Genomic DNA, 21,780 nt, shown 5'->3' with positions numbered 1-21,780 from the left:
TTCTAGTGCTTGAGCAGGTTCGCGTCATCGAGCGACGCCGACCTGCGGGTTCGGAAGATCTGCATGATGATCGCGAGGCCGACGACCACCTCGGCGGCGGCCACGACCATCACGAAGAAGGCGACGACCTGCCCCTCGATGTCCCCGTGCATCCGGGCGAACGCGACGAACGCCAGGTTGCAGGCGTTGAGCATGAGCTCGACGCACATGAAGACGATGATCGCGTTGCGTCGGACGAGGACGCCGACCGCGCCGATGGTGAACAGAAGCGCCGCGAGGACGATGTAGTTCATCGGGTCCACGTGGACTCGACCTCCTGCCCGTTGCCGTTGCCGTTCTCTTCGCCGTCCGTCTCGGAGGCGGGTCCTTCCCCTTCACCGGGGCGGACCTCCTCCTCGGCGACCGGATCGCTCTCCTTGGAGCGGGTCGAGTCCGACGCTCCGCCGGGGAGCGCGGACCGCCCGGTCCGGGCCTCGCTCGGGATCCCGGACTGGAACTCCGGGTCGCGGGCGGTGAGGACCGGGTTGAGCGAGAGCTGGGAGACCGTGCCGTCGGGCAGCAGCGCGGGCATGTCGATCGCGTTGTGCCGGGCGTAGGTGCCGGGTCCGGGCAGCGGGGTCGGGTGGTCGCCGCGGATGCGGTCCTCGGAGAGCTCCCGCTGGGTGCGGCGCTTGCCCGTGCGGGCGGTGTGCGCGAGCACCATGGCGCCGAGCACCGAGGTGACGAGCAGCGCGGCCGTGGCCTCGAACGCCACCACGTAGCGCAGGATGAGCTCGCCGGCGATCCACGGGATGGTGCCGCCGACCGGGGCGGCCGCGGCCGCGATCCCGGCCGGGTCGCCCACGACGATGCGGGTGAGCCCGGTGGCCAGGGCGCCGACGAAGCAGATCGCGACGACCGCGGTCATGAGCCGCTGTCCGCGCAGGGTCTCCACGAGGGAGTCCGCGGAGCTGACGCCGACGAGCATCAGCACGAACAGGAACAGCATGAGCACGGCGCCGGTGTAGACGACGATCTGGACGACCATCAGGAACGGCGCCTCGTTGATGCCGTAGAAGATCGCCAGGCCCACCATGGCCAGCGCCATCGACATGGCCGAGTGCACGGCCTTGCGGGAGAAGACCACGCCCAGGGCGCCGAGCACGACGACCGTGCCCAGGATCCAGAAGACGGTGGCCTCACCCGAACCGATGGGCGCCGCGGCGGCCAGGTGGTACTCGGGGGACGGAGTCGCCGGAATCGGGGGAGTCAGCGGGTTCAACGTGCCGCCCCCGTGTTCTCCGGCCGGTCCTGGGTACCGTGCTCACCGCGGCCGGTGGCGTAGTAGTCCAGGTCGCTGTCGCCGAGCCGCATCGGGTGCGGCGGCTGTTCCATGCCCTCCCGGAGCGGGGCGAGCAGCTGTTCCTTCGTCCAGATCAGGCTCTGCCTGCTGTCGTCGGCCAGCTCGTACTCGTTGGTCATGGTGAGCGCGCGGGTCGGACAGGCCTCCACGCACAGACCGCACAGGATGCACCGCAGGTAGTTGATCTGGTAGACGCGCCCGTAGCGTTCTCCGGGCGAGTACCGGTCGTCGTCGGTGTTGTCTCCCGCCTCCACGTAGATGGCGTCGGCCGGACAGGCCCAGGCGCACAGTTCGCACCCGATGCACTTCTCCAGGCCGTCGGCCCACCGGTTCAGCTGGTGCCGTCCGTGGAAGCGCGGCGCCGTGGGGCGCTTGACCTCCGGGTACTCGACGGTGGGCACCTTCTTGAACATCGTGTGGAAGGTGACACCGAAACCCTTGACGGGGTTGAGCCACTCAAGCACCGGTAACCTCCCCCTTCTTCTGGTTGCGTTCGGCGGTGCCGACCGGGGCCGTCCTCGACGGTTCGGCCGGCACACTGCTGCCGTAGTGGGCGGCGGTGCTCGGAGGCACCGGGAACCCGCCGAAGGAGGGCTCCTTGTGGGCACGGCGCGCGTTCTCGGCGCGCTGGCGGGCGTCCTCCGCGCGCTCGCGGCGCACGAAGCGGACCCAGGCGGCGATGGCCGCGACCGTGGCGATCGTGAAACCCGCGACGACGGCGGCGATGACCAGCGGGTGGGCCTCGTCGATGACGAGCATGCGGACGACGGCCACACCGGTGATCCACACGAGCTGGATCGGGATGAGGACCTTCCAGCCGAGCTTCATGAGCTGGTCGTACCGGACACGCGGGAGGCTGCCGCGGGCCCAGATGAACAGGAACATGACGGCGACGAACTTGAGCAGCCACCACAGGGCCGTCCACCAGCCCTCGTTGGCGCCGGGGAAGACCGCGGTGACCCCGGGCGGGGCGTGCCAGCCGCCGAGGAAGAGCGTCACGGAGACCGCCGCGACGGTGCACATGTTCACGTACTCGGCGAGGAAGAACATCGTGAACTTCATGGACCCGTACTCGGTCATGAAGCCGCCGACGATCTCGCCCTCGCCCTCCGCCAGGTCGAACGGGAGCCGGTTGGTCTCGCCGACCATCGTGACGATGTAGATGAGGAACGAGGGCAGGAGCAGCACCGCGAACCAGAGGTTCTCCTGGGCCGCGACGATGCCGGAGGTGGTGAGCGTGCCCGCCATGATGAAGACCGCGACGAACGACAGGCCCATCGCGATCTCGTAGCTGATCACCTGCGCGGAGGCGCGCAGACCGCCGAGCAGGGCGTAGGGCGACTGGGAGGCCCAGCCGCCGAGCACGAACCCGTACACGCCCAGGGCCGCGGTGGCCAGGACCAGCAGGGCGGCGATCGGCAGGTCGGTGAGCTGGAGCGGGGTCAGGACCCCGAACATGTTCACCTCGTTGCCCATCGGGATGACCGAGAAGGCGATGAACGCGGGGACGGCCGCGATCATGGGTGCGGCGATGTAGACGAACCGGTCCACCCCGCGCGGGATCAGGTCCTCCTTGAGGGAGAGCTTGATGCCGTCGAACAGGGACTGGAGGAGGCCGAAGGGGCCCATCCGGTTCGGACCGTGCCGCTGCTGCATCCGGCCCATGACCTTGCGGTCGGCCATGATCATCATGAGCACGCAGACCATGAGGAACACGAAGATCCCCACGGCCTTGACGGTGATGATCCACCACGGGTCGTTCCCGAAGGCGCCCAGGGTGCTCTCCGAGGCCAGGTGGAGCACGCTCGGTTCCAGAGCGTCGGGGGTCACTGCTGCCTCCCGTTGGTGGTGGGCGCGGCCAGGGCGACCGTCTGCCCGGCCCTGCCGCCCAGGTCACGACGGATGTCGCAGCCGTGGGCGTTGGCCGGGAGCCAGACGACCCGGTCGGCGATGTCGGTGACGACCACGGGGACGGTCACCGAACCCCGCTCCCCCGTGACGCGGAGCGATCCGCCGTCGGGGACTCCGACCTCTTCGGCCGTGGCCTTGGACAGGTAGGCGCGCGGCTGGCGGGCGGTACCGGCGAGGTAGGGCTCGCCGTCCTCCATCCGGCCGGTGCCGAGCAGCTGCCGCCACGTGGACAGGAGTGCCTGCCCCGGGGCGGGTTCGGGGACCGGGACCGGACGGACGGAGGGTCCGGCGGGCCGGTCCCCCAGCCACATGCCCAGCTCCATGAGCTCCGCGTAGGCGCTGTCGGCGTCGGGCAGGCCCAGGTGGACGTCCATCTCGTTGGCGACCGCGGACAGCACCCGCAGGTCCGAGAGGGCGCCGGGCACCCGGAGCGCTTCGCCGAAGGGCCGGTGGCGGCCCTCCCAGTCGACGAACGTGCCGGACTTCTCGGCGACCGCGGCCACCGGGAGGACCACGTCGGCGCGGTCGGTGACGTCGCTGGCGCGCAGTTCGAGGCTGACGATGAACGGCACCCGGGCCAGGGCCGCGCGGGCGGCCTCGGGGTCGGGCAGGTCGTCGAGCTCGACCCCGGCGACGACCAGGGCGTCGAGCTCTCCGGCAGCAGCAGCGGCGATGATCGCGGCGGTGTCGCGTCCGGGCGTGACCGGCAGCGAGCCGATGTTCCAGACGCGGGCCACCTCGGCGCGGGCCGAGGCGTCGGCGACCGGGCGGCCCCCGGGCAGCAGGCCCGGCAGCGCCCCGGCGTCGATCGCGCCCCGCTCACCGGCGCGGCGCGGCACCCAGGCCAGCCGGGCGCCGGTCCGCTCGGCCAGGGCCGCGACGGCGGTCAGCGCGCCGGGGACGGCGGCGAGCCGCTCGCCCACCAGGATGACCGAGCCCTCCTGGCCGATCGCCTCGACGACCTCGGAGTGTTCGGTGTCCAGGGCGTTGAGGGTGCGGCCCTCGTCGCCGGGGACCGTGCGGACCAGGGTTCCCTTGGCCTTGGTGAGGCCGAGGCTGGCGTGCGAGGCGACCGAGTAGACCTTCAGTCCCCGCTTGCGCGAACCCTTGCGCAGGCGCAGGAACACGAGGGGCGACTCGTCCTCGGGTTCGAACCCGGCCAGCAGGACGGCGGGAGCCTTCTCCAGGGCCGTGTAGTCCACGCCCACCGGGGTCCCGGCCACGTGCGCGGCCAGGAAGTCGGCCTCCTCGGCGGAGTGCTCGCGGGCGCGGGCGTCCACGTCGTTGGTGCCCAGGGCCACACGGGCGAACTTGGCGTAGGCGTAGGCGTCCTCGTAGGTGAGGCGCCCGCCGACCAGGACGCCCACCTTGCCGCGGGCGGCGGCCAGCCCCTGCGCGGCGAGGCCGATCGCCTCGGGCCAGGAGGCGAACTCCAGGGCCCGGGAGTCCTCGTCGCGGACCAGGGGACGGGAGAGGCGGTCGGACTGGCTGGCGTAGGTGAACGCCCACCGGCCCTTGTCGCAGTTCCACTCCTCGTTCACCTGCGGGTCGTCCCCGGCCAGCCGGCGGGTGACCTTGCCCCGGCGGTGGTCGGTGCGCTGGGCGCAGCCGCCCGCGCAGTGCTCGCACACGCTGGGGGTGGAGACGAGGTCGAAGGGGCGCGACCGGAACCGGTAGGCCGATCCGGTGAGCGCGCCGACCGGGCAGATCTGCACGGTGTTGCCGGAGAAGTAGGAGTTGAACGCCTCCCCCTCGGCGATGCCGACCTGCTCCTTGGCGCCGCGCTCCATCAGCTCGATGAGCGGGTCTCCGGCGATCTGCGCCGCGAAGCGGGTGCAGCGGGCGCACTGGACGCAGCGTTCGCGGTCCAGCAGCACCCCGGTGGAGAGCGCGATCGGCTTGGGGAAGGTCCGCTTGATGTCGACGAACTCGGACTCCCCCTGGCCCGTGGACATGGCCTGGTTCTGCAGGGGGCACTCGCCGCCCTTGTCGCAGACCGGGCAGTCCAGCGGGTGGTTGATCAGGAGGAACTCCATGATCCCGCGCTGCGCCTTCTCCGCCACCTCGGAGGTGAGGTGGGTGTTGACCACCATCCCCTCCATCACGGTGATGGTGCAGGAGGCCTGCGGCTTGGGCATTCCGCGCCCGTTGCCCATGTCGGGGATCTCCACCAGGCACTGGCGGCAGGCCCCGACCGGGTCGAGGAGCGGGTGGTCGCAGAACCGGGGGATCTGGATGCCGAGGAGCTCGGCGGCCCGGATCAGCAGGGTGCCCTTGGGGACCCGGATCTGGAAACCGTCGATGGTGACGGTGATCAGGTCCTCGGGGGGCGGGGCGGGTGATGACCCGCCGGAGGTGTTGGAGGTGACGGTCACTGGTTCCCTCCCTCTTCCGTGGTCGGCCGGTCCGCCCAGACGGTGGACCTGGAGTGGTCGAAGGGACAGCCGCCCTTCTCGAAGTGGTCGACGTACTCCTGGCGGAAGTGCTTGATCGACGACATGACGGGGCTGGTGGCACCGTCGCCCAGCGCGCAGAACGAGCGGCCGAGCAGGTTGTCGCAGATCTGGAGGAGCTTGTCGATGTCGGCCTCGGTGCCCTCGCCGCGCTCCAACCGGTCCAGCACCTGGACCATCCAGAAGTTGCCCTCGCGGCAGGGCGTGCACTTGCCGCAGGACTCGTGCGCGTAGAAGGAGATCCAGCGGCCGACGGCGCGGACCACGCAGGTGGTCTCGTCGAAGATCTGGAGGGCGCGGGTGCCGAGCATGGACCCGGCGGCGCCCACCGACTCGAAGTCGAGCGGGGTGTCCAGGTGCTCCTCGGTGAAGATCGGCGTGGAGGAGCCGCCCGGGGTCCAGAACTTGAGCTGGTGGCCCTCGCGGATGCCGCCGGCCATGTCCAGGAGCTCGCGCAGGGTGATCCCGAGCGGCGCCTCGTACTGGCCGGGGTTGGTGACGTGCCCGGACAGGGAGAAGAAGCCGAAGCCGGCGGACTTCTCGGTGCCCATGGACGTGAACCACTCGGCGCCGTTGGCGACGATCCCGGGGACGCTGGCGATGGACTCCACGTTGTTCACCACGGTGGGCGAGGCGTAGAGCCCGGCCACGGCGGGGAACGGCGGCTTGAGCCGGGGCTGGCCCCGGTAGCCCTCAAGGGAGTCCAGGAGGGCGGTCTCCTCACCGCAGATGTAGGCGCCCGCCCCGGCGTGCACGACGACGTCGAGGTCGAAGCCGCTGCCGAGGATGTCCTTCCCGAGCAGGCCGGCCTCGTAGGCGTCGGCGACCGCCTGGCGCAGGCGGCGGATGACGTGGACGACCTCGCCGCGCACGTAGATGAAGGCCTGGTTGGACTTGATCGCGTACGAGGCGATCGCCACGCCCTCCACCAGCACGTGCGGGTTGGCGAGCATGAGCGGGATGTCCTTGCAGGTACCCGGCTCGGACTCGTCGGCGTTGACGACGAGGTAGCGCGGGTTGGGGTTGTCCTTGGGCAGGAACCCCCACTTCATCCCGGTGGGGAAGCCCGCGCCGCCGCGGCCGCGCAGCCCGGACTGCTTGACCAGGTCCACGATGGAGTCGGGGTCCATGGCCAGGGCCTTGCGGAGCGAGTCGTAGCCGCCCGTGGCCCGGTAGCCGTCGATCGTGAAGGAGTCGGGACGGTCCCAGTTCTGGGACAGGATCGGGGTCAGGGTGGTCATTTCGAGCCCTCCTCGCCCTGCTCGCGAATCGGAAGGTCGGCGGGGTCGGGAGCGGACCAGCCCTTGCGCCGGGCCAGTTCGAGCCCGGCAAGCGAGGGACCGGCCGCCTGGACGCCCTCGCCCGCGCGGCCGTCGTCGAACCCGGCCAGCACGCGCGAGGCCTGCTTCCAGGTGCACAGGCTCGCGGGGCCGCGCGTGGGCGCGACGTCCCTGCCCAGGCGCAGGTCGTCCACCAGCTGCTTGGCGGTGGCCGGGGTCTGGTTGTCGAAGAACTCCCAGTTGACCATCACGACCGGCGCGAAGTCGCAGGCCGCGTTGCACTCGACGTGCTCCAGCGTGACCTTGCCGTCGCCGGTGGTCTCCGCGTTGGCGACGTCCAGGTGCTCCTTGAGGGCGGAGAAGATCTCGTCACCGCCCATCACCGCGCACAGGGTGTTGGTGCACACGCCCACCTGGTAGTCGCCGCCGGGCTCGCGGCGGTACATGGTGTAGAACGTGGCGACCGCCTTGACCTCGGCGAGGGTGAGGTCGAGCTGGTCGGCGCAGAACTGCATCCCGGCCTTGCTGACGTGCCCCTCCTCGGACTGCACCAGGTGCAGCAGCGGGAGCAGCGCCGAGCGCGGCTTCGGGTAGCGGCTGATGACCTCCTTGGCGTCCTGTTCCAGACGCGCCACGACCTCGTCGGTGAAGACCTCGGGGGTCTCCTCGGGGTTGTTCTCGTTGTGTTCGCTCACCGGTCCACGCCTCCCATCACCGGGTCGATACTGGCCACGGCCGCGATGACGTCCGCCACCGTCCCGCCCTCGCACATGGCGGCGACCGCCTGCAGGTGCGTGAACGAGGGGTCGCGGAAGTGCACGCGGTAGGGGCGGGTGCCCCCGTCGCTGACCGCATAGCAGCCGAGTTCGCCCTTGGCGCTCTCCACCGCCGCGTAGACCTGGCCCGCGGGGACCCGGAAGCCCTCGGTGACCAGCTTGAAGTGGTGGATGAGCGCCTCCATGGAGCCGCTCATGATGTGCGCGATGTGGTCCGGGGAGTTGCCCAGGCCGTCCGGGCCCAGCGCCAGCTTGGCGGGCCAGCCGATCTTGGCGTCCTCGATCATCACCGGGCCGGTCCGGAGCTTGTCCAGGCACTGCTCGACGATCTTGAGGCTCTCCTCCATCTCGGCGATGCGCACCCGGTAGCGGGCGTACACGTCGCCGCCGTCGGAGACCGGGACGTCGAACTCGTAGTTCTCGTAGCCGGAGTACGGCTTGGCCTTGCGCAGGTCCCAGGCCAGGCCCGAGGCGCGCACCAGCGGGCCGGTGATGCCGAGCGCCATGCAGCCGGGCAGGTTCAGGTAGGCGACGTCCTTGGTCCTGGCGAGGTAGATCGGGTTCTCGTCCAGGAGCTTGCGCATGGTCCGGATGCGCTTGGGCATCTCCTTGAGCAGCTCCCGGACCTTGCCCACGGCACCGGGCGGCAGGTCCTGCGCCACCCCTCCGGGCCGGACGTAGGCGTGGTTCATCCTCAGGCCCGTGATGAGCTCGAAGACGTCCAGGATCATCTCGCGCTCACGGAAGCCGTTGGTCATCACCGTGGTGGCGCCCAGCTCCATGCCGAAGGTCGCCATGGCCACGAAGTGCGAGGCGATCCGGTTGAGCTCCATGAGCATCACGCGGATGACGCTGGCGCGCTCGGGCACCCGGTCGGTGATGCCGAGCAGCTTCTCGACCGCCAGGCAGTACGCCGTCTCGTTGAAGAGCGGCGTGAGGTAGTCCATGCGGGTCACGAACGTGGTGCCCTGCGTCCACGTCCGGTACTCCATGTTCTTCTCGATACCGGTGTGCAGGTAACCGATGCCCACGCGGGCCTCGGTGCACGTCTCGCCGTCCAGCGTGAGGATCAGTCGGAGCACTCCGTGTGTGGACGGGTGCTGCGGTCCCATGTTGACGACGAGGCGCTCGGCACTGGTGCCCTGGGCCTTCTCGATGACGTCGTCCCAGTCCCCACCGGACGCGTCGATGTAGTCCTCGGTGACGGTCATGCCGTGCCTCCCTTCTGGAGGGGCCTTCGTGTGGCTGGTGTGGTGGCCGGGCGGATCACTTGTAGGACCGCCGCTCGTCCGGCGGGGGCACCGTGGCGCCCCGGTACTCGACCGGGATGCCGCCCAGCGGGTAGTCCTTGCGCTGGGGGTGGCCGTGCCAGTCGTCGGGCATCTGGATGCGGGTCAGCGACGGGTGGCCGTCGAAGACCATCCCGAAGAAGTCCCAGGCCTCGCGCTCGTGCCAGTCGTTGGTCGGGTAGACCGACACGATCGAGGGCAGGTGCGGGTCGGCGTCGGGGCAGGTGGTCACGACCCGGATCTCGCTGTTGTGGGTGATCGACCGGAAGTGGTAGACCGCGTGCAGCTCGCGACCGGCGTCGTCGGGGAAGTGCACCCCGGCCACACCCGTGCACAGCTCGTAGCGCAGGGCCGGGTCGTCACGCAGGACGCGGGCCAGCTCCAGCAGGGCCTCGCGGCGCACGTGGAAGGTGATCTCGCCGTGGGCGATCTCGACCCGCTCGACCTCCCCCTCCTTGCCGATCCCGGTGAGCGCCGCCTCCAGGTCGTCGGCGACCCGGTCGAAGTCCGCGGTACGCGGGTCGTCCGGATCGGTGAAGGGGCGCCGGCTGTGGGCGGGAGCGCTCCCCCGCACCTGGAGGCCGCCGAAACCGGAGGTGTCCCCCGTGGTGTTCGCGCCGAACATGCCGACGCGCTTGACCGGTGCGGCCAAGCGCTCGCGACCGAGCTGGTCGGGAAGGTTCTCCGCCGCCTCGTCGCGCTCGTTCTCGTTACTCATGTCAGTCCTTGGTCACCAGGGGCAGCGAACGGCGGAGCATGCGCTCCTCGGTCTCGGTGATCTCCTGCTCCCGGTGGGCGCCGAGCTTGGTGTTCTGCACCTTGTCGTGGAGCTTGAGCACGGCGTCCAGGAACATCTCCGGCCGCGGCGGGCAGCCCGGCAGGTAGATGTCGACCGGCACGATGTGGTCGACCCCCTGGACGATCGCGTAGTTGTTGAACATGCCGCCGCTGGAGGCGCAGACGCCCATCGCGATGACCCACTTGGGCTCGGGCATCTGGTCGTAGATCTGGCGCAGGACCGGGGCCATCTTCTGGCTGACCCGGCCGGCGACGACCATCAGGTCGGCCTGGCGCGGGGTGGCGCCGAACTTCTCCATGCCGAACCGGGCGAGGTCGTAGTGGGGGCCGCCGACGGACATCATCTCGATGGCGCAGCAGGCCAGACCGAACGTGGCGGGCCACATCGAGGTCTTGCGGGCCAGGCCCACGACCTGCTCGACCGTGGTGAGCGCGACTCCGGCTGGCAGTTTCTCTTCGAGTCCCATCAGCTGCGGACCTCCTCCGGGATGGGCGGCTGGGTCTGGTGTGTCCGGGCGCGGGGGCCTCGGGGAGCGTGGCTCAGGGGGATCAGTCCCATTCGAGGCCTCCGCGGCGCCATTCGTAGGCGTAGGCGATGGAGACGTTCACCAGGAAGAGGATGATCGCGATGACGCCGAACCAGCCCAGGGCGTCGAAGTGCACGGCCCACGGGATGAGGAAGATGATCTCGATGTCGAAGACGATGAACATCATCGCCGTCATGTAGTACTTGACGGTGAAACGACCGCCGCCCGCCGGCTGCGGAGTGGGTTCGATACCGCACTCGTAGGCCTGCATCTTGGCCCGGTTGTACCGCTTGGGACCGACGACGGCGCCGACGACCATCGACACCACGACGAACGCGGCGCCGATCCCGCCGAGCACGAATATCGGTGTGTACAGCTCCACGGCTCACCCTCCTCCACTGAATGGCTGGCCGGAGCGCGTGACCGGCAGTCTTGTGAACGTTTTCACGTGGTTCTCTCGGCTCTTCCCGAAATGACTTTGTGCTGCGACTTCCGACACGGCCGGACCGCTTCGGCGGAAGGGCCCGGAAAACCGGGGGACGTCCGCGGTCCGGCCGTACGAGTGGGCCGCTAGGCGGCGGGCGCCATCTTGGTCAGGCCGTTGATGACCCGGTCCATGGCGTCGCCCTTGCTGGGCTCGGTGAGGTTGGCGAGCATCTTCAGCACGAACTTCATGAGCGTGCGCTGACGCAGTCCGTACTTGGTCGCGTACTTCATGAACTCGGGCTGGCCGATGACCTTCACGAAGTAGCGGCCGAGTGTGTAGTAGCCGCCGTAGGTGTCCGCCAGGACGTCCGGGTAGTGCAGCAGCGCGCGCTCACGCGTCTGCTGGGTGGTCCGGCCGTGCGCCTGCACGATCACGTCGGCGGCGATCTGCCCGGCCTCCATGGCGTAGGCGATGCCCTCCCCGTTGAAGGGGTTGACCATGCCGCCCGCGTCACCGACCAGCAGCAGGCCGCGCGAGTAGTGCGGGACCCGGTTGAAGCCCATCGGCAGCGCGGCTCCGCGGATGCCGCCCTTCTGGTTCTCCTCGGTGAAGCCCCACTCCTCGGGCATCGACTCGGTCCACCGGCGCAGCAGCTTGCGGTAGTCCGTGTCCTGGAAGGAGGAGGTGGAGTTGAGGATGCCCAGGCCGACGTTGCTGGTGCCGTCGCCGACACCGAAGACCCACCCGTAGCCGGGCAGGAGGACGTCCTTGTCGCCGCTCTTGTCCCACAGCTCCAGCCAGGACTCCAGGTAGTCGTCCTTGTGGCGGGGGCTCTCGAAGTAGGTGCGCACGGCCACGCCCATGGGGCGGTCGTCGCGCTTGCGGATGCCCATGGCGACGGAGAGCCGGGAGGAGTTGCCGTCGGCCGCGACGACCAGCGGCGCCCGGAAGGTCACGGGTTCGCGGTCGGCGTTCTTGGCGTGGACCCCGACGATGCGGTTGCTGCGCTCGTCCATGAGGGGCCCGGTGACGTTGGTGCGCTCCAGGAGCTTGGCCCCGGCGGACACGGCCCGGTTGACCAGGATCTGGTCGAAGTCCAAGCGCGTGCGGACGAGCCCGAAGCCCGGGTAGGCGGCCAGGTCGGGCCAGGGGAGTTCGAGGCGGACGCCCGCGCCGACGATGCGCAGGCCGTGGTTCTTGATCCACCCCTCGTCCTCGAAGGTGATCCCCATGGCGGTGAGCTGTTTCACCGCCCTCGGGGTGAGCCCGTCACCGCAGACCTTCTCCCTCGGGAAGGAGGTCTTCTCCAGGAGGAGGACGTCAAGTCCGGCCTGGGCCAGGTAGTAGGCGGTGGTGGAGCCAGAAGGGCCAGCGCCGACGACGATGACGTCGGCGTCGTACTCGATCCGTTCCCGGCCTCTGGGAGAGGAGGTGGCTGTCTCGCTCACGGATGTGTCCTCGACTACTCGCGCGGTACGCCGTGGCGGGTCAGTGCGGGGTCGACCCGCTCACGGGGGGTGCTATGGGGCGGTTTGGGACTTCCGACATATCCGACACAGGTCTTGTGTCCGATGCCTCGTGGCCTTGTGAAGCACTTCACAAGCCACTTTTCCGCAGTCTAGACCCTCCCGAGCCGAGAGGCGACCCCCGGGGTGCCTTCTTCAAGAAATCGGATATAGCGCCCATAAGCCTCTACATGACCACCAAAGCCGTCACTCGGTGTCAAAGTCGCAGCTGGCAACACCCAGTAGGACACCACTGGGACTCAAGTGACTGATGAGTAACAGAAAACCCCGAGAAACAGATCGCTTCTCGGGGTTTGCGTAGTTTTTGATTAAAAGTGAAGTCTTTCGCCCCATGGGCGTTATGTCGGGTTTTACTTCTCCCGGAAGCCGCGGTGCAGGGCCACCGTGCCCAGCGTGAGGTTGCGCCAGGCGACCCTCGACCATCCGGCGCCCTGGAGGTACTTCGACAGCTCGGCCTGGTCGGGCCAGGCCATGATCGACTCCGACAGGTAGTTGTAGGCCTCGCTGCGCCCGGAGAAGACTCCGGCGATCTTCGGCAGGGCCGCCATCAGGTAGGTCGAGTACAGCTTGTCCACGAACTCCACCGGGATGTGGCTGAACTCGCAGATGACCAGCCGGCCGCCGACCCTGGTCACCCGGAGCAGCTCCCGCAGGGCCTGGTCCACGTCGGCGACGTTGCGCAGGCCGAAGGAGATCGTCACCGCGTCGAAGGTCTCGTCGGCGAAGGGCAGCGAGAGCGCGTCCCCGGCCACGAAGGTCACCCCTCCGCGCGAGGCGCCGCCCCGGCGCCGGGCCCCGTTCTGGAGCATGCCCAGCGAGAAGTCGCAGGCGATCACACGGGCGCCCTTCCTGATGAAGGACTCCGAGGAGGTACCGGTACCCGCGGCGAGGTCCAGCACCAGTTCGCCGCTGTGGGCGTCGACCGCGTCGACCACGGAGCGTCGCCAGACGCGGTCCTGGCCGAGCGAGATGACGTCGTTGACGAGGTCGTAGTTCTCTGCGATGCCGTCGAACATCGCGGCGACGTCCTGAGGCTTCTTGTCGAGCTTCGCGCGGGTCATGGAAACAGCCTAAGGGTGGCCGAACAGCGACGCGGACCGGGTGAACGGAGAGCCGGAAACCGGACAGGACAGCGGAACATTCGATTACTTGCAGTAATCAAACGGCAACAGCGTGCAATAATGTGGTTTCCGAAACCCCGTACCGCGCGCCCGAGGAGAGTCCCGTGAAACCGGTCCGATCGTTCGTCGCACTGACGATGAGCTCTCTGCTCCTGCCCCCGCTGGGAATCGCGACCGCCGCACCGGCCTCCGCGGCCCCTCACGAGGGAGTGGTCAGCGAACAGCCCGTCCAGTGGACACCCCACGTCCTGGACGGGGCGATCAAGGACATCCTCCGCATCGGCGACACCGTCGTGGTGGCCGGCGAGTTCAACAGCGTGTCCGACCCCGACGGAGGCCGCACCCACGACCGCCGCAACGTCTTCGCCTTCCGGCACGGCAGCGGTGAGGTCCTCCCCGAGTTCGCGCCGGGGGTGGACGGCACCGTCACCTCACTGGCCGAGGGGCCCGACGGATCACTGATCCTCGGCGGCCGCTTCCGGCAGGTCAACGGCGCGGACAGCCGAGGGGTCGCGCGCGTCGACGCGCGCACGGGCCAGAACGCGGCGGACTTCGACGCCTCGGTGGACGACGGGGGCGTGCACCGGCTGGTCGGTGACGGAAGCGACGTCTACCTCGGCGGGAACTTCTCGGGGGTGAACGGGCAGGAGCGCACCGGTCTGGCCCGGATCGACGCCGCCACGGGAGAGGTGGACCCTGACTTCACCCCGATCCTCTCGGAGCAGCGCCGGGGCACCCTGCGCGTCCAGGAAATGGCCCTGAGCCCCGACGGGGACAGGCTCGCCGTCAACGGGACCTTCACCAAGGTCGACGGCCAGGACCGCTACCAGATCGCCATGATCGACACCGCGGCCGGAGCGCTGAGCCCCTGGTCGACCTCGGCCTACGAGGCGCCCTGTGACTACCCGACGATCCACACGTACATGCGGCAGATGGACTTCTCCCCCGACGGCTCCTACTTCGCCGTGGTGACCGGGGGCGGCCCGCAGACGAAGCCCGGACTGTGCAAGTCCACGGCCCGCTTCGAGAACACCGACACACCGGACGCCACCCCCACCTGGACCAACATGACCGGCGGGGACTCGCTGTACTCGGTCGAGATCACCTCGTCCGCCGTCTACGTGGGCGGCCACCAGCGCTGGATGGACAACGAGCTGGGCGCCATGAACCCCGGCCCGGGTTCGGTCGCCCGTGAGGGCATCGGCGCGGTGGACCCCGTCACGGGCCGGGCCCTGCCCTGGAACCCGGGCCGGACGCGCGGCCACGGCGTGGAGGCGCTGCACGCGACCCCCGACGGCCTCTACGTCGGCAGCGACACCGAGCAGCTCGCCGACGAGTACCACGCCCGGCTGGGGATGTTCCCCGTCGCCTGACGGACGGGGAACCGCACGGGGTGGCGTCCGCCGTCGGCGGAGCCGCCCCGTTCGTCGTTCCTACTTCTTGGTGCCCTCGGCCTTCGGGGCCTCCTCGGCCCCCGCCCCGGCAGCGGCCTCCGTGCCGCCCTCCGCCTCCTGGGCGCGCAGGAGCTCGTCCTGGATCTCGTCCTCCCGGGCGGCGCCGCCGACCAGGCGGCTGCCCACGGCCTTGTTCTGCTCCTCGCGCTTCTTCGACCAGTCGACGACCGAAGCCGACATCTGGTCGCGCCACTTCGAGAGGAGGACGTAGGAGGCGAGTCCGCTGATCACCCACGCGAGGATCAGCGCGATCCACGACCGCGCACCGAACAGGTAGACGACCCCGAAGGCGCCCGCGAACAGCGCCACACGGGCGGCGGTATAGGTCAGCCAGCTACGCATCAAAAAGCCTCACAACAGACGTTTACCTGCACTAGATTGGTCAGCACGCCCATCCGCGCAGATCACGTACGCGGGTGACGAGTCGTACGACCGCGGTCGAAGGGGCGGTGCCCCGCACCAGGCAGCCTTACCTCCAGGTTAAGGGCGTGCCTTCGCCGGCGCGCACCAGGGCGGGGTGTGTTCCACCGCAGGCAGGGACAGGCGCGGGCGGTATCGGATTCAGTTAGTCATGGGATGTTTCCAATCCCGACAGCAGGGCCTGAACATCACGTTCCGATCACATATCCCCCGCTCTTCCCCCGAACACCGCAATTTCTCCGAAAACTAGGGAGGAAACGGACCAACTCGTGCACACTAGGGGATCAAACGCCCGCCGCCCCCTCAGTCCAGGCGGGCACGATTGGGGGAATGTGAAGGTGGAACGAGCAAGCGAACGCCTGTTGACCCCCGGGGAAGTGGCCTCACTCTTCCGGGTTGATCCCAAGACCGTCACGCGCTGGGCCGCCTCCGGGCGGATCAGCAGCATTCGGACCCCCGGCGGACACCGCCGTTTCCGGGAGTCCGAGGTGCGTGCCCTCCTACTCGGGGAGCCGAGCGAGAGCACCCCCTGACGGACGTTCAACACACCCTCTGCGGCCCCGGACCCGAAGATCCGCGCGGTCTCCCGCACCCCTGGTCCGGTGTCCCCGGCTGTGAGGAGTCGACAGCAAGAGTAGGCTGGAACCATGGTGTGGCTCGGTGGCCTGATCACGCTCGTATCGATCGTTCTATGGGTGTACGCGTTCTTCGACGCGTTGACCACCCCTGCCCAGGAGGTTCGGAATCTCCCGAAGGTCCTGTGGCTGGTCGTCATCGCGCTGTTCATGCCCGTGGGATCGATCCTGTGGCTCTTCCTCGGTCGTCCGCGCAAGCCCGCCTCCGTCCTGGGCAACGCGGCCTCCCCGGCTCAGGCCGCCGCGTCCGTAGACGACCTTGACCCGTCAGACTTCGCCAAGCCCTCGGACAGCCCGCATCCACTCGGCCCTGACGACGATCCGGACTTCCTCCGAGACCTCAACCGCCGGATCGACCCGGAGGACTGAGCCCCCGGGACGGTGTCCCGGCCGTCGTCACCGAAGGGAAGCCTCCGAAGGCTCCGGCATCCGGAGACCACTGCCTTCAGCAGCACAGCTCCCAGCACGGTGGGGCCGTACCCGAACCGGGTACGGCCCCACCGTCGTTCTGCCGGTACCGCTCACCGGCGGTACCGCTCGGCCGGCACCGCTCACAGGCGCCCGGCGCCCACCTTCCGGGGAAGTCCGCGCACCGCGTGCACCGGCTCCACCTCGGCGGTGAGCTGCGGCACCCAGGTCAGGTCGGTGCCCAGCGGCCGGTCCGGGAACAGCGTGTTGTGCTCGGCGACCAGGTCCACCGGAGTCAGCCTGCCCGAGCCCCCGCTCATCAGCACGTTCCCCTGCTCCACGATGTCCGTGCCGCCCCAGTTGTACAGCAGCTCGCCGGCGCCGATCCCGTCGTGCAGGTCGAAGATGTTGTTCTCCGCGTACAGGTGCGACTCCTTCCCCACGCCCAGGCCGTAGCCGAAGTGGTCCGGGTCGCGGACCGTGTAGTAGTTGTTGTGGACGTGCACCTGCCCGTAGCGCACCCGGGGCGCCCGCTCCCCCAGGCCGTCGAAGTGGTTGTGGTGCCAGGTGACCCGCAGATAGCCGCGGTCGCTGGTCCGACCGTCGCTGTTGCCGAGCAGCATGGCCTTGTCCCGCCCGTCGAAGTGGTTCCGGGAGACCGTGACCAGGTCCGTCTGCCGGACGATGTCGAGCAGGCCGTCGTGCACCTCGTACTTGCGGCCGAAGTACTCGGGCAGCTCCGTTCCGGGGTTGTCACCGTCGTTGAAGGTGTTGTGGTCCACCCACACGTTGGTCGCCCCGGAGACCTCCACCTGGTCGTACTCGGAGTTCCAGTTGCCGCTGCCGCCGTCACCGGGGTCCCAGCCGGGGAAGCAGTCGTGGGCGTCGGCGAAGGTCAGGTTGCGCAGGATGACGTTGTCCACGTCGTGGACCCGCAGGCTCGCGCCGGTCAGGACGGCGTCGTCGCCCAGGCCCAGGACCGTGACGTTGGAGCCCACCTCGACCCTGATCTGCTCGGCCTGCGCGGCGGACGACGCGATCCGGGCCTCCTCCAACGGGCCCTCCGGGTCCTTCCAGCCCCAGACCCCGGGGTCGTAGGTCTCCAGGTAGTCCTCCCGGGTGTATCCGTCCACCGCGTAGTCCGCACAGGTCAGCGGGGTCCCGTCAGCCGCGGTGTTGGCGTCGATGACCCCCTCGACGTAGACGATCCTGGGGGTGTCGTCGTCCTTGCCGCCGACCGCCTCCCGGAAGTCCTCGAAGGTGGAGACCACGTGGACGTCCTCCGGGGCGGCCGCCGAGCCACCGGTGGTCCCGTACCCGGCGGAGCCCCAGCCGTCGCCCTCGGGCAGGGTCTGGCGGCCGAGGCCGCGGGGGTCGGGATCGGGTTCCGCCGAGGCGGGGGCGAAGGACGTGGCGGCCAACAGGACCGACGCGGCAAGGGCCAGGGTCAGGGGTGGGCGCGGGATGGGCCTACGCATGGGGGTTGCTCCTCAGGGGGTCGTCGGAGTCAGAGCGGTCTGACTACAAACGTTTGCAAGAATCTCCCCGATCAGCGAGGGGGCGTCAACCCTCCAGTGGAAGTTCGTTCCGGAAAACCCTGGAAAAGCGGGCCTTCGATAGGTCAGGATGACAAAAGCGGCGAGCGCGGATCCGGTTTCTTCCCGCAAACAGTTGTCGCATCAGCACTGCACCGGTCGATTCACTGCGTCTGCGGAACGGAGTACGAGGGTGGCCGTCACCATCAGGGACGTGGCACGGGTGAGCGGGGTCCACGTCTCCACGGTCTCGCGGGCCCTCACCGCGGCCCACCTGGTCAAACCCGAGACCAGGGCCCGGGTCCTGGCCGCCGCGGACCAGCTCGGCTACCGCCCCAACCGGGCCGCCCGGGCCCTGTCCACCAGGCGGACCGGCAACCTCGGCCTGATCGTCGCCGACATCGCCAACCCCTTCTTCCCACCGCTGCTCAAGGCCGCCCAGGCCCAGGCCCGTGCCCGCGACTACCACGTGTTCATCGCCGACACCGACGAACAGGCCCGGGTCGAGGAGGAGCTGGTCCACTCGATGGCCAAGCAGGTGGACGGCGCCGTGCTGGTCGCGCCGCGGCTGACCGACAGCGCCATCGCCTCGCTCGCCGAGGAGCTCCCGCTGGTCGTGGTCAACCGGCGGCTGCGGGGCGTCCCCGGTGTGCTCATGGACGTCGGGGCGGGCGCCCGCTCGGCCGTGGAGCACCTGCTCGGCCTCGGACACCGCGAGATCGCGCTGGTGAGCGGCCCCGGACGTGCCTGGACCAGCGGTGAGATCGAGCGCGCCGCCGGGGGCATCGCCGACGAGCACGGTGTGCTGATCCAGCGGATCGGCCCCAACGCGCCGACCGAGGAGGGCGGGCGCGCCGCGGCCGAGGAGGTCGTGGCCAGCGGCGCCACCGCCGTCCTGGCCCACAACGATCTGATGGCCTTCGGTCTGGCCCGGCGGGCGGCCGAGCTCGGAGTGGACGTTCCGGGGGACCTCAGCGTGGTCGGTGTGGACGACAGCCACCTGGCCCGCTACTCCACCCCGGCCCTGACCACGGTGAACATGCCCGTGGCCGAGGCCGGGCGCAGCGCCGTCGACCTGCTGCTCCAGGCGGTGGCCCCGGGCGGCTCCACGGGCACGGTGTCCCTGGAGACGGCCCTGGTCGTACGCGACTCGACCGCGCCGCCCCGGAGGGACGACGCGGCCGGATGAGCCTCTTCGAGTAGCGAAACCCAGGGGGTTCTTTTCCGTTCGGGCGCCCGGAAGCGGAGGCCCGAAAGGATCACGCGTAGCTGTGCAGACCGCTGAACATGTAGTTCACGGCGAAGAAGTTGAACATGACGGTCAGGAAGCCGATCACGTTGATCCACGTCGCCTTGGGTCCGCGCCAGCCGCCCGTGGCCCGGGCGTGCAGGTAGGCCGCGTAGATGACCCAGGAGATGAAGGACCAGACCTCCTTGGGGTCCCAGCCCCAGAACCGGCCCCAGGCCTCGTCCGCCCAGATGGAGCCGGCGATGACGCCGAAGGTCCACAGCGGGAAGGCGAAGAGGATGAAGCGGTGCGAGATGCGGTCCAGCAGCTCCGAGCTGGGCAGGCGGCCGGCGATACCGGCGACCTTCTCCCCCAGGGCCCGCTTCGCCTCGGCCCGGTGCGCCACCAGGTAGGTGATGCCCGCGGCGCCGGAGACCATGAACGCGCCGCCCGCGATGATCACCGCGGTGACGTGGATCGGCACCCAGTAGGAGTGCAGGGCGGGGATCAGCGGACCCGGGTCCACGTAGAGCCAGCGCACGCCGATGCCCAGCAGGAGCAGCACCGGCACCAGGACGAAGGCGCCGAGGAAGCGGGCCTGGTAGCGCCAGGCCGCGTAGAGCAGTCCGCCGACGGCCACCAGGCACATCGCCACGACGAACTCGAACATGTTGCCCCAGGGCCAGCGGCCCGCGGCCAGCCCCCGGGTGACGATCTGCGCGAGGCCGAACAGGAAGCCCAGCGCGGTCACGGCCAGGGCGATCCTGCCGAGCGCGCTCTGGGAGGCCCTGGCCTCACCCTCGGTGGTGCGGACGTTGACCTCGATGCCGCTGTCGTGGGCGCCCTCGGCGGCCCCGGCTCCGACCGGCATGAGCCGTCCGGCCCTGAGCCTGGTGCGTCGTCCGTAGGCGGCCTCGATGGCGAAGAGGAACAGGGCGGCCGCGTACGTCACGATCATCGCGATGATCAGCGTGTCACTGGCCGACGCCATCGTCTCGTCCACCGGTCCGGCGAGTGTGTACGTCACCGGTCACTCCCTCTTGTCGTCGACTCTGGCGGGTCGGATGGTGTGCGGGGGTTGTCGTCCGACTCGTTCCGGAGCCGTCCGGCAAGCTGTTTGGTGATCTCGTGGAACTCGGCGTTGTCCCCGGCCACCTCGGTCTTGCCGAGTCCGGCCAGTTCGACGCGGGTGCGCCCGTCCTCGCCCTCGGTGGCCCGCACCCAGACTCGGCGGGGCCGCACGAACAGCGTGAGGAGCAGGCCCGCCACGGCCACCGTGGCCGCCCCCAGGGCCGGGAGGCGGGCGCCGTCCCGGTTGCTCTGGAGCGTGGCGTACTGCTTGTAGCCGGTGAAGGTGATCGACCCGGCTTCGTCGGGCAGTTCCCAGGTGTCGCCGACGGCCATCACGGGTGACTCGCCGAGCCCTTCCATGCCTTCGGTCTGGAGCTGGTAGACCGACTGCGGGTTGACCATCCCCAGGTCGCCCCGATACGCCTCCAGGGTCACCATCGGGTTCTCCGGGCCGGGGAAGGAGGAGGTCAGCTCGCCTTCGGCGTCCTCCACCGCGGTGGGCAGGAAGACCCCGACGAACCCGAGCTCCTCGCCGCCGGTGTCCGGGACCTTGATGACCCCGTCGGAGGTGTAGCTCATGGTCTCGCGGTGCAGGAAGGGGACCGCCTGGTCGAAGACCAGGTCGCCTTCGGCGTTGTGGACCTGGAACTCCGGGGCGTAGCCGTGGCCCAGCAGGTAGACCTGGACGCCGTCCACGCTCAGCGGGTGGTTGACCTCCAGCGTGTGCTGCTTCTCCTCCGCCCCGGGCGCCTCCTTGTAGGTGACCTCCGCGACGTAGGACTCGGCCTGGCCGCGCAGGTCCCCCTCGCTGATGAAGGAGGCCTCGAAGCTGTCGAGGTGCATCGTGAAGGGCTCGAACCGGTCGGTGTCGGTCCAGTGCCCCGGGTAGATGGCGTCGTAGGACGGCAGCGTGTTGGCGAAGCCGTCGCCCTCGACGACGAGCATGTTGCCGCGGTAGCCGAAGAAGGAGCCGGCGGCCAGGGCCAGCAGCAGCGCCAGGAGCGCGAAGTGGAACAGCACGTTCCCGACCTCGCGCAGGTAGCCGGTCTCACCGGAGACCGAGTCGGCGTACCGCTCGACCCGGTACCCCTTGAGGACCTTGCGTGCCTGTTCGAGGGCGGTCTCGGGTGCGGCGTCGGTGCTGAACCGGGCCACGTAGGGCATCCGGCCCAGGTTGCGCGGGGTGGGCACGGGGCGGGCCCGGACCGCCTTGGCGTGGACCAGCGCGCGCGGGATCACGCACCCGGCCAGGGAGACGAAGAGGAGCAGGTAGATCGCGGCGTACCACGGTGACGAGAAGACGTCGAAGAGGTAGAAGCGGTCCAGCCACGGCGCCAGCTCCGGGTTCTCCCGGAAGTAGGTGCTCACCTCGTCGACGCTGACCACGTTCTGCGGCAGGATCGAGCCGGGGATGGCGCCCAGCGCCAGCATGAAGAGCAGGATCAGGGCGGTCCGCATCGAGGTGAGGGTTCGCCAGACCCAGCGCCCCCAGCCCGCGATGCCCAGGCCCTTGGGGCCCTTCTCGGCCGGCTTCGCCCCGGTCGTGTTCTCCGGGTTCTCGGTCGTGCTCGTGGTCAAG

The 21,780-nt window shown here is 69.6% G+C and carries 21 protein-coding genes; 4 read left to right on the top strand and 17 right to left on the bottom strand.

The annotated features are described in order from the left end of the window. Positions 1-2 precede the first annotated feature (2 nt). From nuoK to D458_RS0118885, 13 genes are all read right to left on the bottom strand, one after another. Positions 3-302 (bottom strand): NADH-quinone oxidoreductase subunit NuoK, encoded by a 300-nt coding sequence (gene nuoK / locus D458_RS0118945; protein WP_017543069.1) that lies wholly within the window; start codon positions 300-302, stop codon positions 3-5. Continuing rightward, positions 290-1,261, bottom strand: coding sequence for an NADH-quinone oxidoreductase subunit J (locus tag D458_RS0118940; RefSeq protein ID WP_017588327.1), 972 nt, complete (start codon positions 1,259-1,261; stop codon positions 290-292). Before D458_RS0118940 ends, nuoK begins: the two co-directional genes overlap by 13 nt. Continuing rightward, positions 1,258-1,806 (bottom strand): NADH-quinone oxidoreductase subunit NuoI, encoded by a 549-nt coding sequence (nuoI, locus tag D458_RS0118935; protein ID WP_017588326.1) that lies wholly within the window; start codon positions 1,804-1,806, stop codon positions 1,258-1,260. The genes D458_RS0118940 and nuoI overlap by 4 nt, the downstream gene beginning before the upstream one ends. After that, on the bottom strand, positions 1,799-3,172 hold the full coding sequence (nuoH, locus tag D458_RS0118930) for an NADH-quinone oxidoreductase subunit NuoH (RefSeq protein WP_017588325.1): 1,374 nt from the start codon (positions 3,170-3,172) through the stop codon (positions 1,799-1,801). Before nuoH ends, nuoI begins: the two co-directional genes overlap by 8 nt. After that, positions 3,169-5,628 carry an NADH-quinone oxidoreductase subunit G gene (locus D458_RS0118925; protein ID WP_017588324.1) on the bottom strand — a complete coding sequence of 820 codons (2,460 nt, stop codon included), beginning with the start codon at positions 5,626-5,628 and terminating at the stop codon, positions 3,169-3,171. Before D458_RS0118925 ends, nuoH begins: the two co-directional genes overlap by 4 nt. After that, positions 5,625-6,947: an NADH-quinone oxidoreductase subunit NuoF gene (gene nuoF, locus D458_RS0118920; RefSeq protein WP_017588323.1), complete on the bottom strand. Its 1,323-nt coding sequence runs from the start codon at positions 6,945-6,947 to the stop codon at positions 5,625-5,627. Before nuoF ends, D458_RS0118925 begins: the two co-directional genes overlap by 4 nt. Then, positions 6,944-7,681 carry an NADH-quinone oxidoreductase subunit NuoE gene (gene nuoE / locus D458_RS0118915; protein ID WP_017588322.1) on the bottom strand — a complete coding sequence of 246 codons (738 nt, stop codon included), beginning with the start codon at positions 7,679-7,681 and terminating at the stop codon, positions 6,944-6,946. The genes nuoF and nuoE overlap by 4 nt, the downstream gene beginning before the upstream one ends. Further along, on the bottom strand, positions 7,678-8,973 hold the full coding sequence (locus D458_RS0118910) for an NADH-quinone oxidoreductase subunit D (RefSeq protein ID WP_017588321.1): 1,296 nt from the start codon (positions 8,971-8,973) through the stop codon (positions 7,678-7,680). The genes nuoE and D458_RS0118910 overlap by 4 nt, the downstream gene beginning before the upstream one ends. Positions 8,974-9,028: 55 nt before the next feature. After that, positions 9,029-9,769, bottom strand: a complete 741-nt coding sequence (locus D458_RS0118905; protein WP_017588320.1) for an NADH-quinone oxidoreductase subunit C — start codon at positions 9,767-9,769, stop codon at positions 9,029-9,031. A gap of 1 nt (position 9,770) precedes the next feature. After that, entirely contained in the window at positions 9,771-10,316 is a 546-nt protein-coding gene (locus D458_RS0118900; RefSeq protein ID WP_017588319.1) for a NuoB/complex I 20 kDa subunit family protein, read from the bottom strand. A gap of 82 nt (positions 10,317-10,398) precedes the next feature. After that, positions 10,399-10,758 (bottom strand): NADH-quinone oxidoreductase subunit A, encoded by a 360-nt coding sequence (locus D458_RS0118895; protein ID WP_017588318.1) that lies wholly within the window; start codon positions 10,756-10,758, stop codon positions 10,399-10,401. 188 nt (positions 10,759-10,946) lie between these two features. Beyond that, on the bottom strand, positions 10,947-12,251 hold the full coding sequence (locus D458_RS0118890; protein WP_017588317.1) for a geranylgeranyl reductase family protein: 1,305 nt from the start codon (positions 12,249-12,251) through the stop codon (positions 10,947-10,949). Positions 12,252-12,679: 428 nt separating this feature from the next. Further along, positions 12,680-13,390, bottom strand: coding sequence for a demethylmenaquinone methyltransferase (locus D458_RS0118885; protein WP_017588316.1), 711 nt, complete (start codon positions 13,388-13,390; stop codon positions 12,680-12,682). 164 nt (positions 13,391-13,554) lie between these two features. On the opposite strand from D458_RS0118885, the gene D458_RS0118880 reads away from it, so the two are divergent. Then, entirely contained in the window at positions 13,555-14,823 is a 1,269-nt protein-coding gene (locus D458_RS0118880; RefSeq protein ID WP_017588315.1) for a hypothetical protein, read from the top strand. 60 nt (positions 14,824-14,883) lie between these two features. Here D458_RS0118880 and D458_RS0118875 read toward each other — a convergent pair whose 3' ends face one another. Beyond that, complete coding sequence (locus D458_RS0118875; RefSeq protein ID WP_017588314.1) at positions 14,884-15,246, bottom strand: DUF4229 domain-containing protein; 363 nt, start codon at positions 15,244-15,246, stop codon at positions 14,884-14,886. 410 nt (positions 15,247-15,656) lie between these two features. Here D458_RS0118875 and D458_RS0118870 point away from each other — a divergent pair, with 410 nt between their 5' ends. Both D458_RS0118870 and D458_RS0118865 read left to right on the top strand, forming a co-directional pair. After that, complete coding sequence (locus D458_RS0118870; protein WP_017535950.1) at positions 15,657-15,857, top strand: BldC family transcriptional regulator; 201 nt, start codon at positions 15,657-15,659, stop codon at positions 15,855-15,857. Between the two features lie 114 nt (positions 15,858-15,971). Beyond that, positions 15,972-16,328: a PLD nuclease N-terminal domain-containing protein gene (locus tag D458_RS0118865; protein ID WP_017588313.1), complete on the top strand. Its 357-nt coding sequence runs from the start codon at positions 15,972-15,974 to the stop codon at positions 16,326-16,328. Between the two features lie 182 nt (positions 16,329-16,510). On the opposite strand, the gene D458_RS0118860 is transcribed toward D458_RS0118865, so the two are convergent. Next, on the bottom strand, positions 16,511-17,845 hold the full coding sequence (locus D458_RS0118860; protein WP_017588312.1) for a pectate lyase family protein: 1,335 nt from the start codon (positions 17,843-17,845) through the stop codon (positions 16,511-16,513). Between the two features lie 250 nt (positions 17,846-18,095). Between D458_RS0118860 and D458_RS0118855 the strand changes: the two genes are divergently transcribed. Further along, positions 18,096-19,091, top strand: a complete 996-nt coding sequence (locus D458_RS0118855; RefSeq protein WP_017588311.1) for a LacI family DNA-binding transcriptional regulator — start codon at positions 18,096-18,098, stop codon at positions 19,089-19,091. Positions 19,092-19,161: 70 nt separating this feature from the next. Here D458_RS0118855 and ccsB read toward each other — a convergent pair whose 3' ends face one another. Then, positions 19,162-20,157: a c-type cytochrome biogenesis protein CcsB gene (gene ccsB, locus D458_RS0118850; RefSeq protein ID WP_017588310.1), complete on the bottom strand. Its 996-nt coding sequence runs from the start codon at positions 20,155-20,157 to the stop codon at positions 19,162-19,164. Then, entirely contained in the window at positions 20,154-21,779 is a 1,626-nt protein-coding gene (gene resB, locus D458_RS0118845) for a cytochrome c biogenesis protein ResB (RefSeq protein WP_017588309.1), read from the bottom strand. Before resB ends, ccsB begins: the two co-directional genes overlap by 4 nt. Between the last annotated feature and the right edge of the window lies 1 nt (position 21,780).

Source organism: Nocardiopsis ganjiahuensis DSM 45031 (assembly GCF_000341085.1).
Classification (GTDB): Bacteria; Actinomycetota; Actinomycetes; order Streptosporangiales; family Streptosporangiaceae; genus Nocardiopsis; species Nocardiopsis ganjiahuensis.
This window is presented reverse-complemented; position numbering and strand designations above follow the sequence as displayed.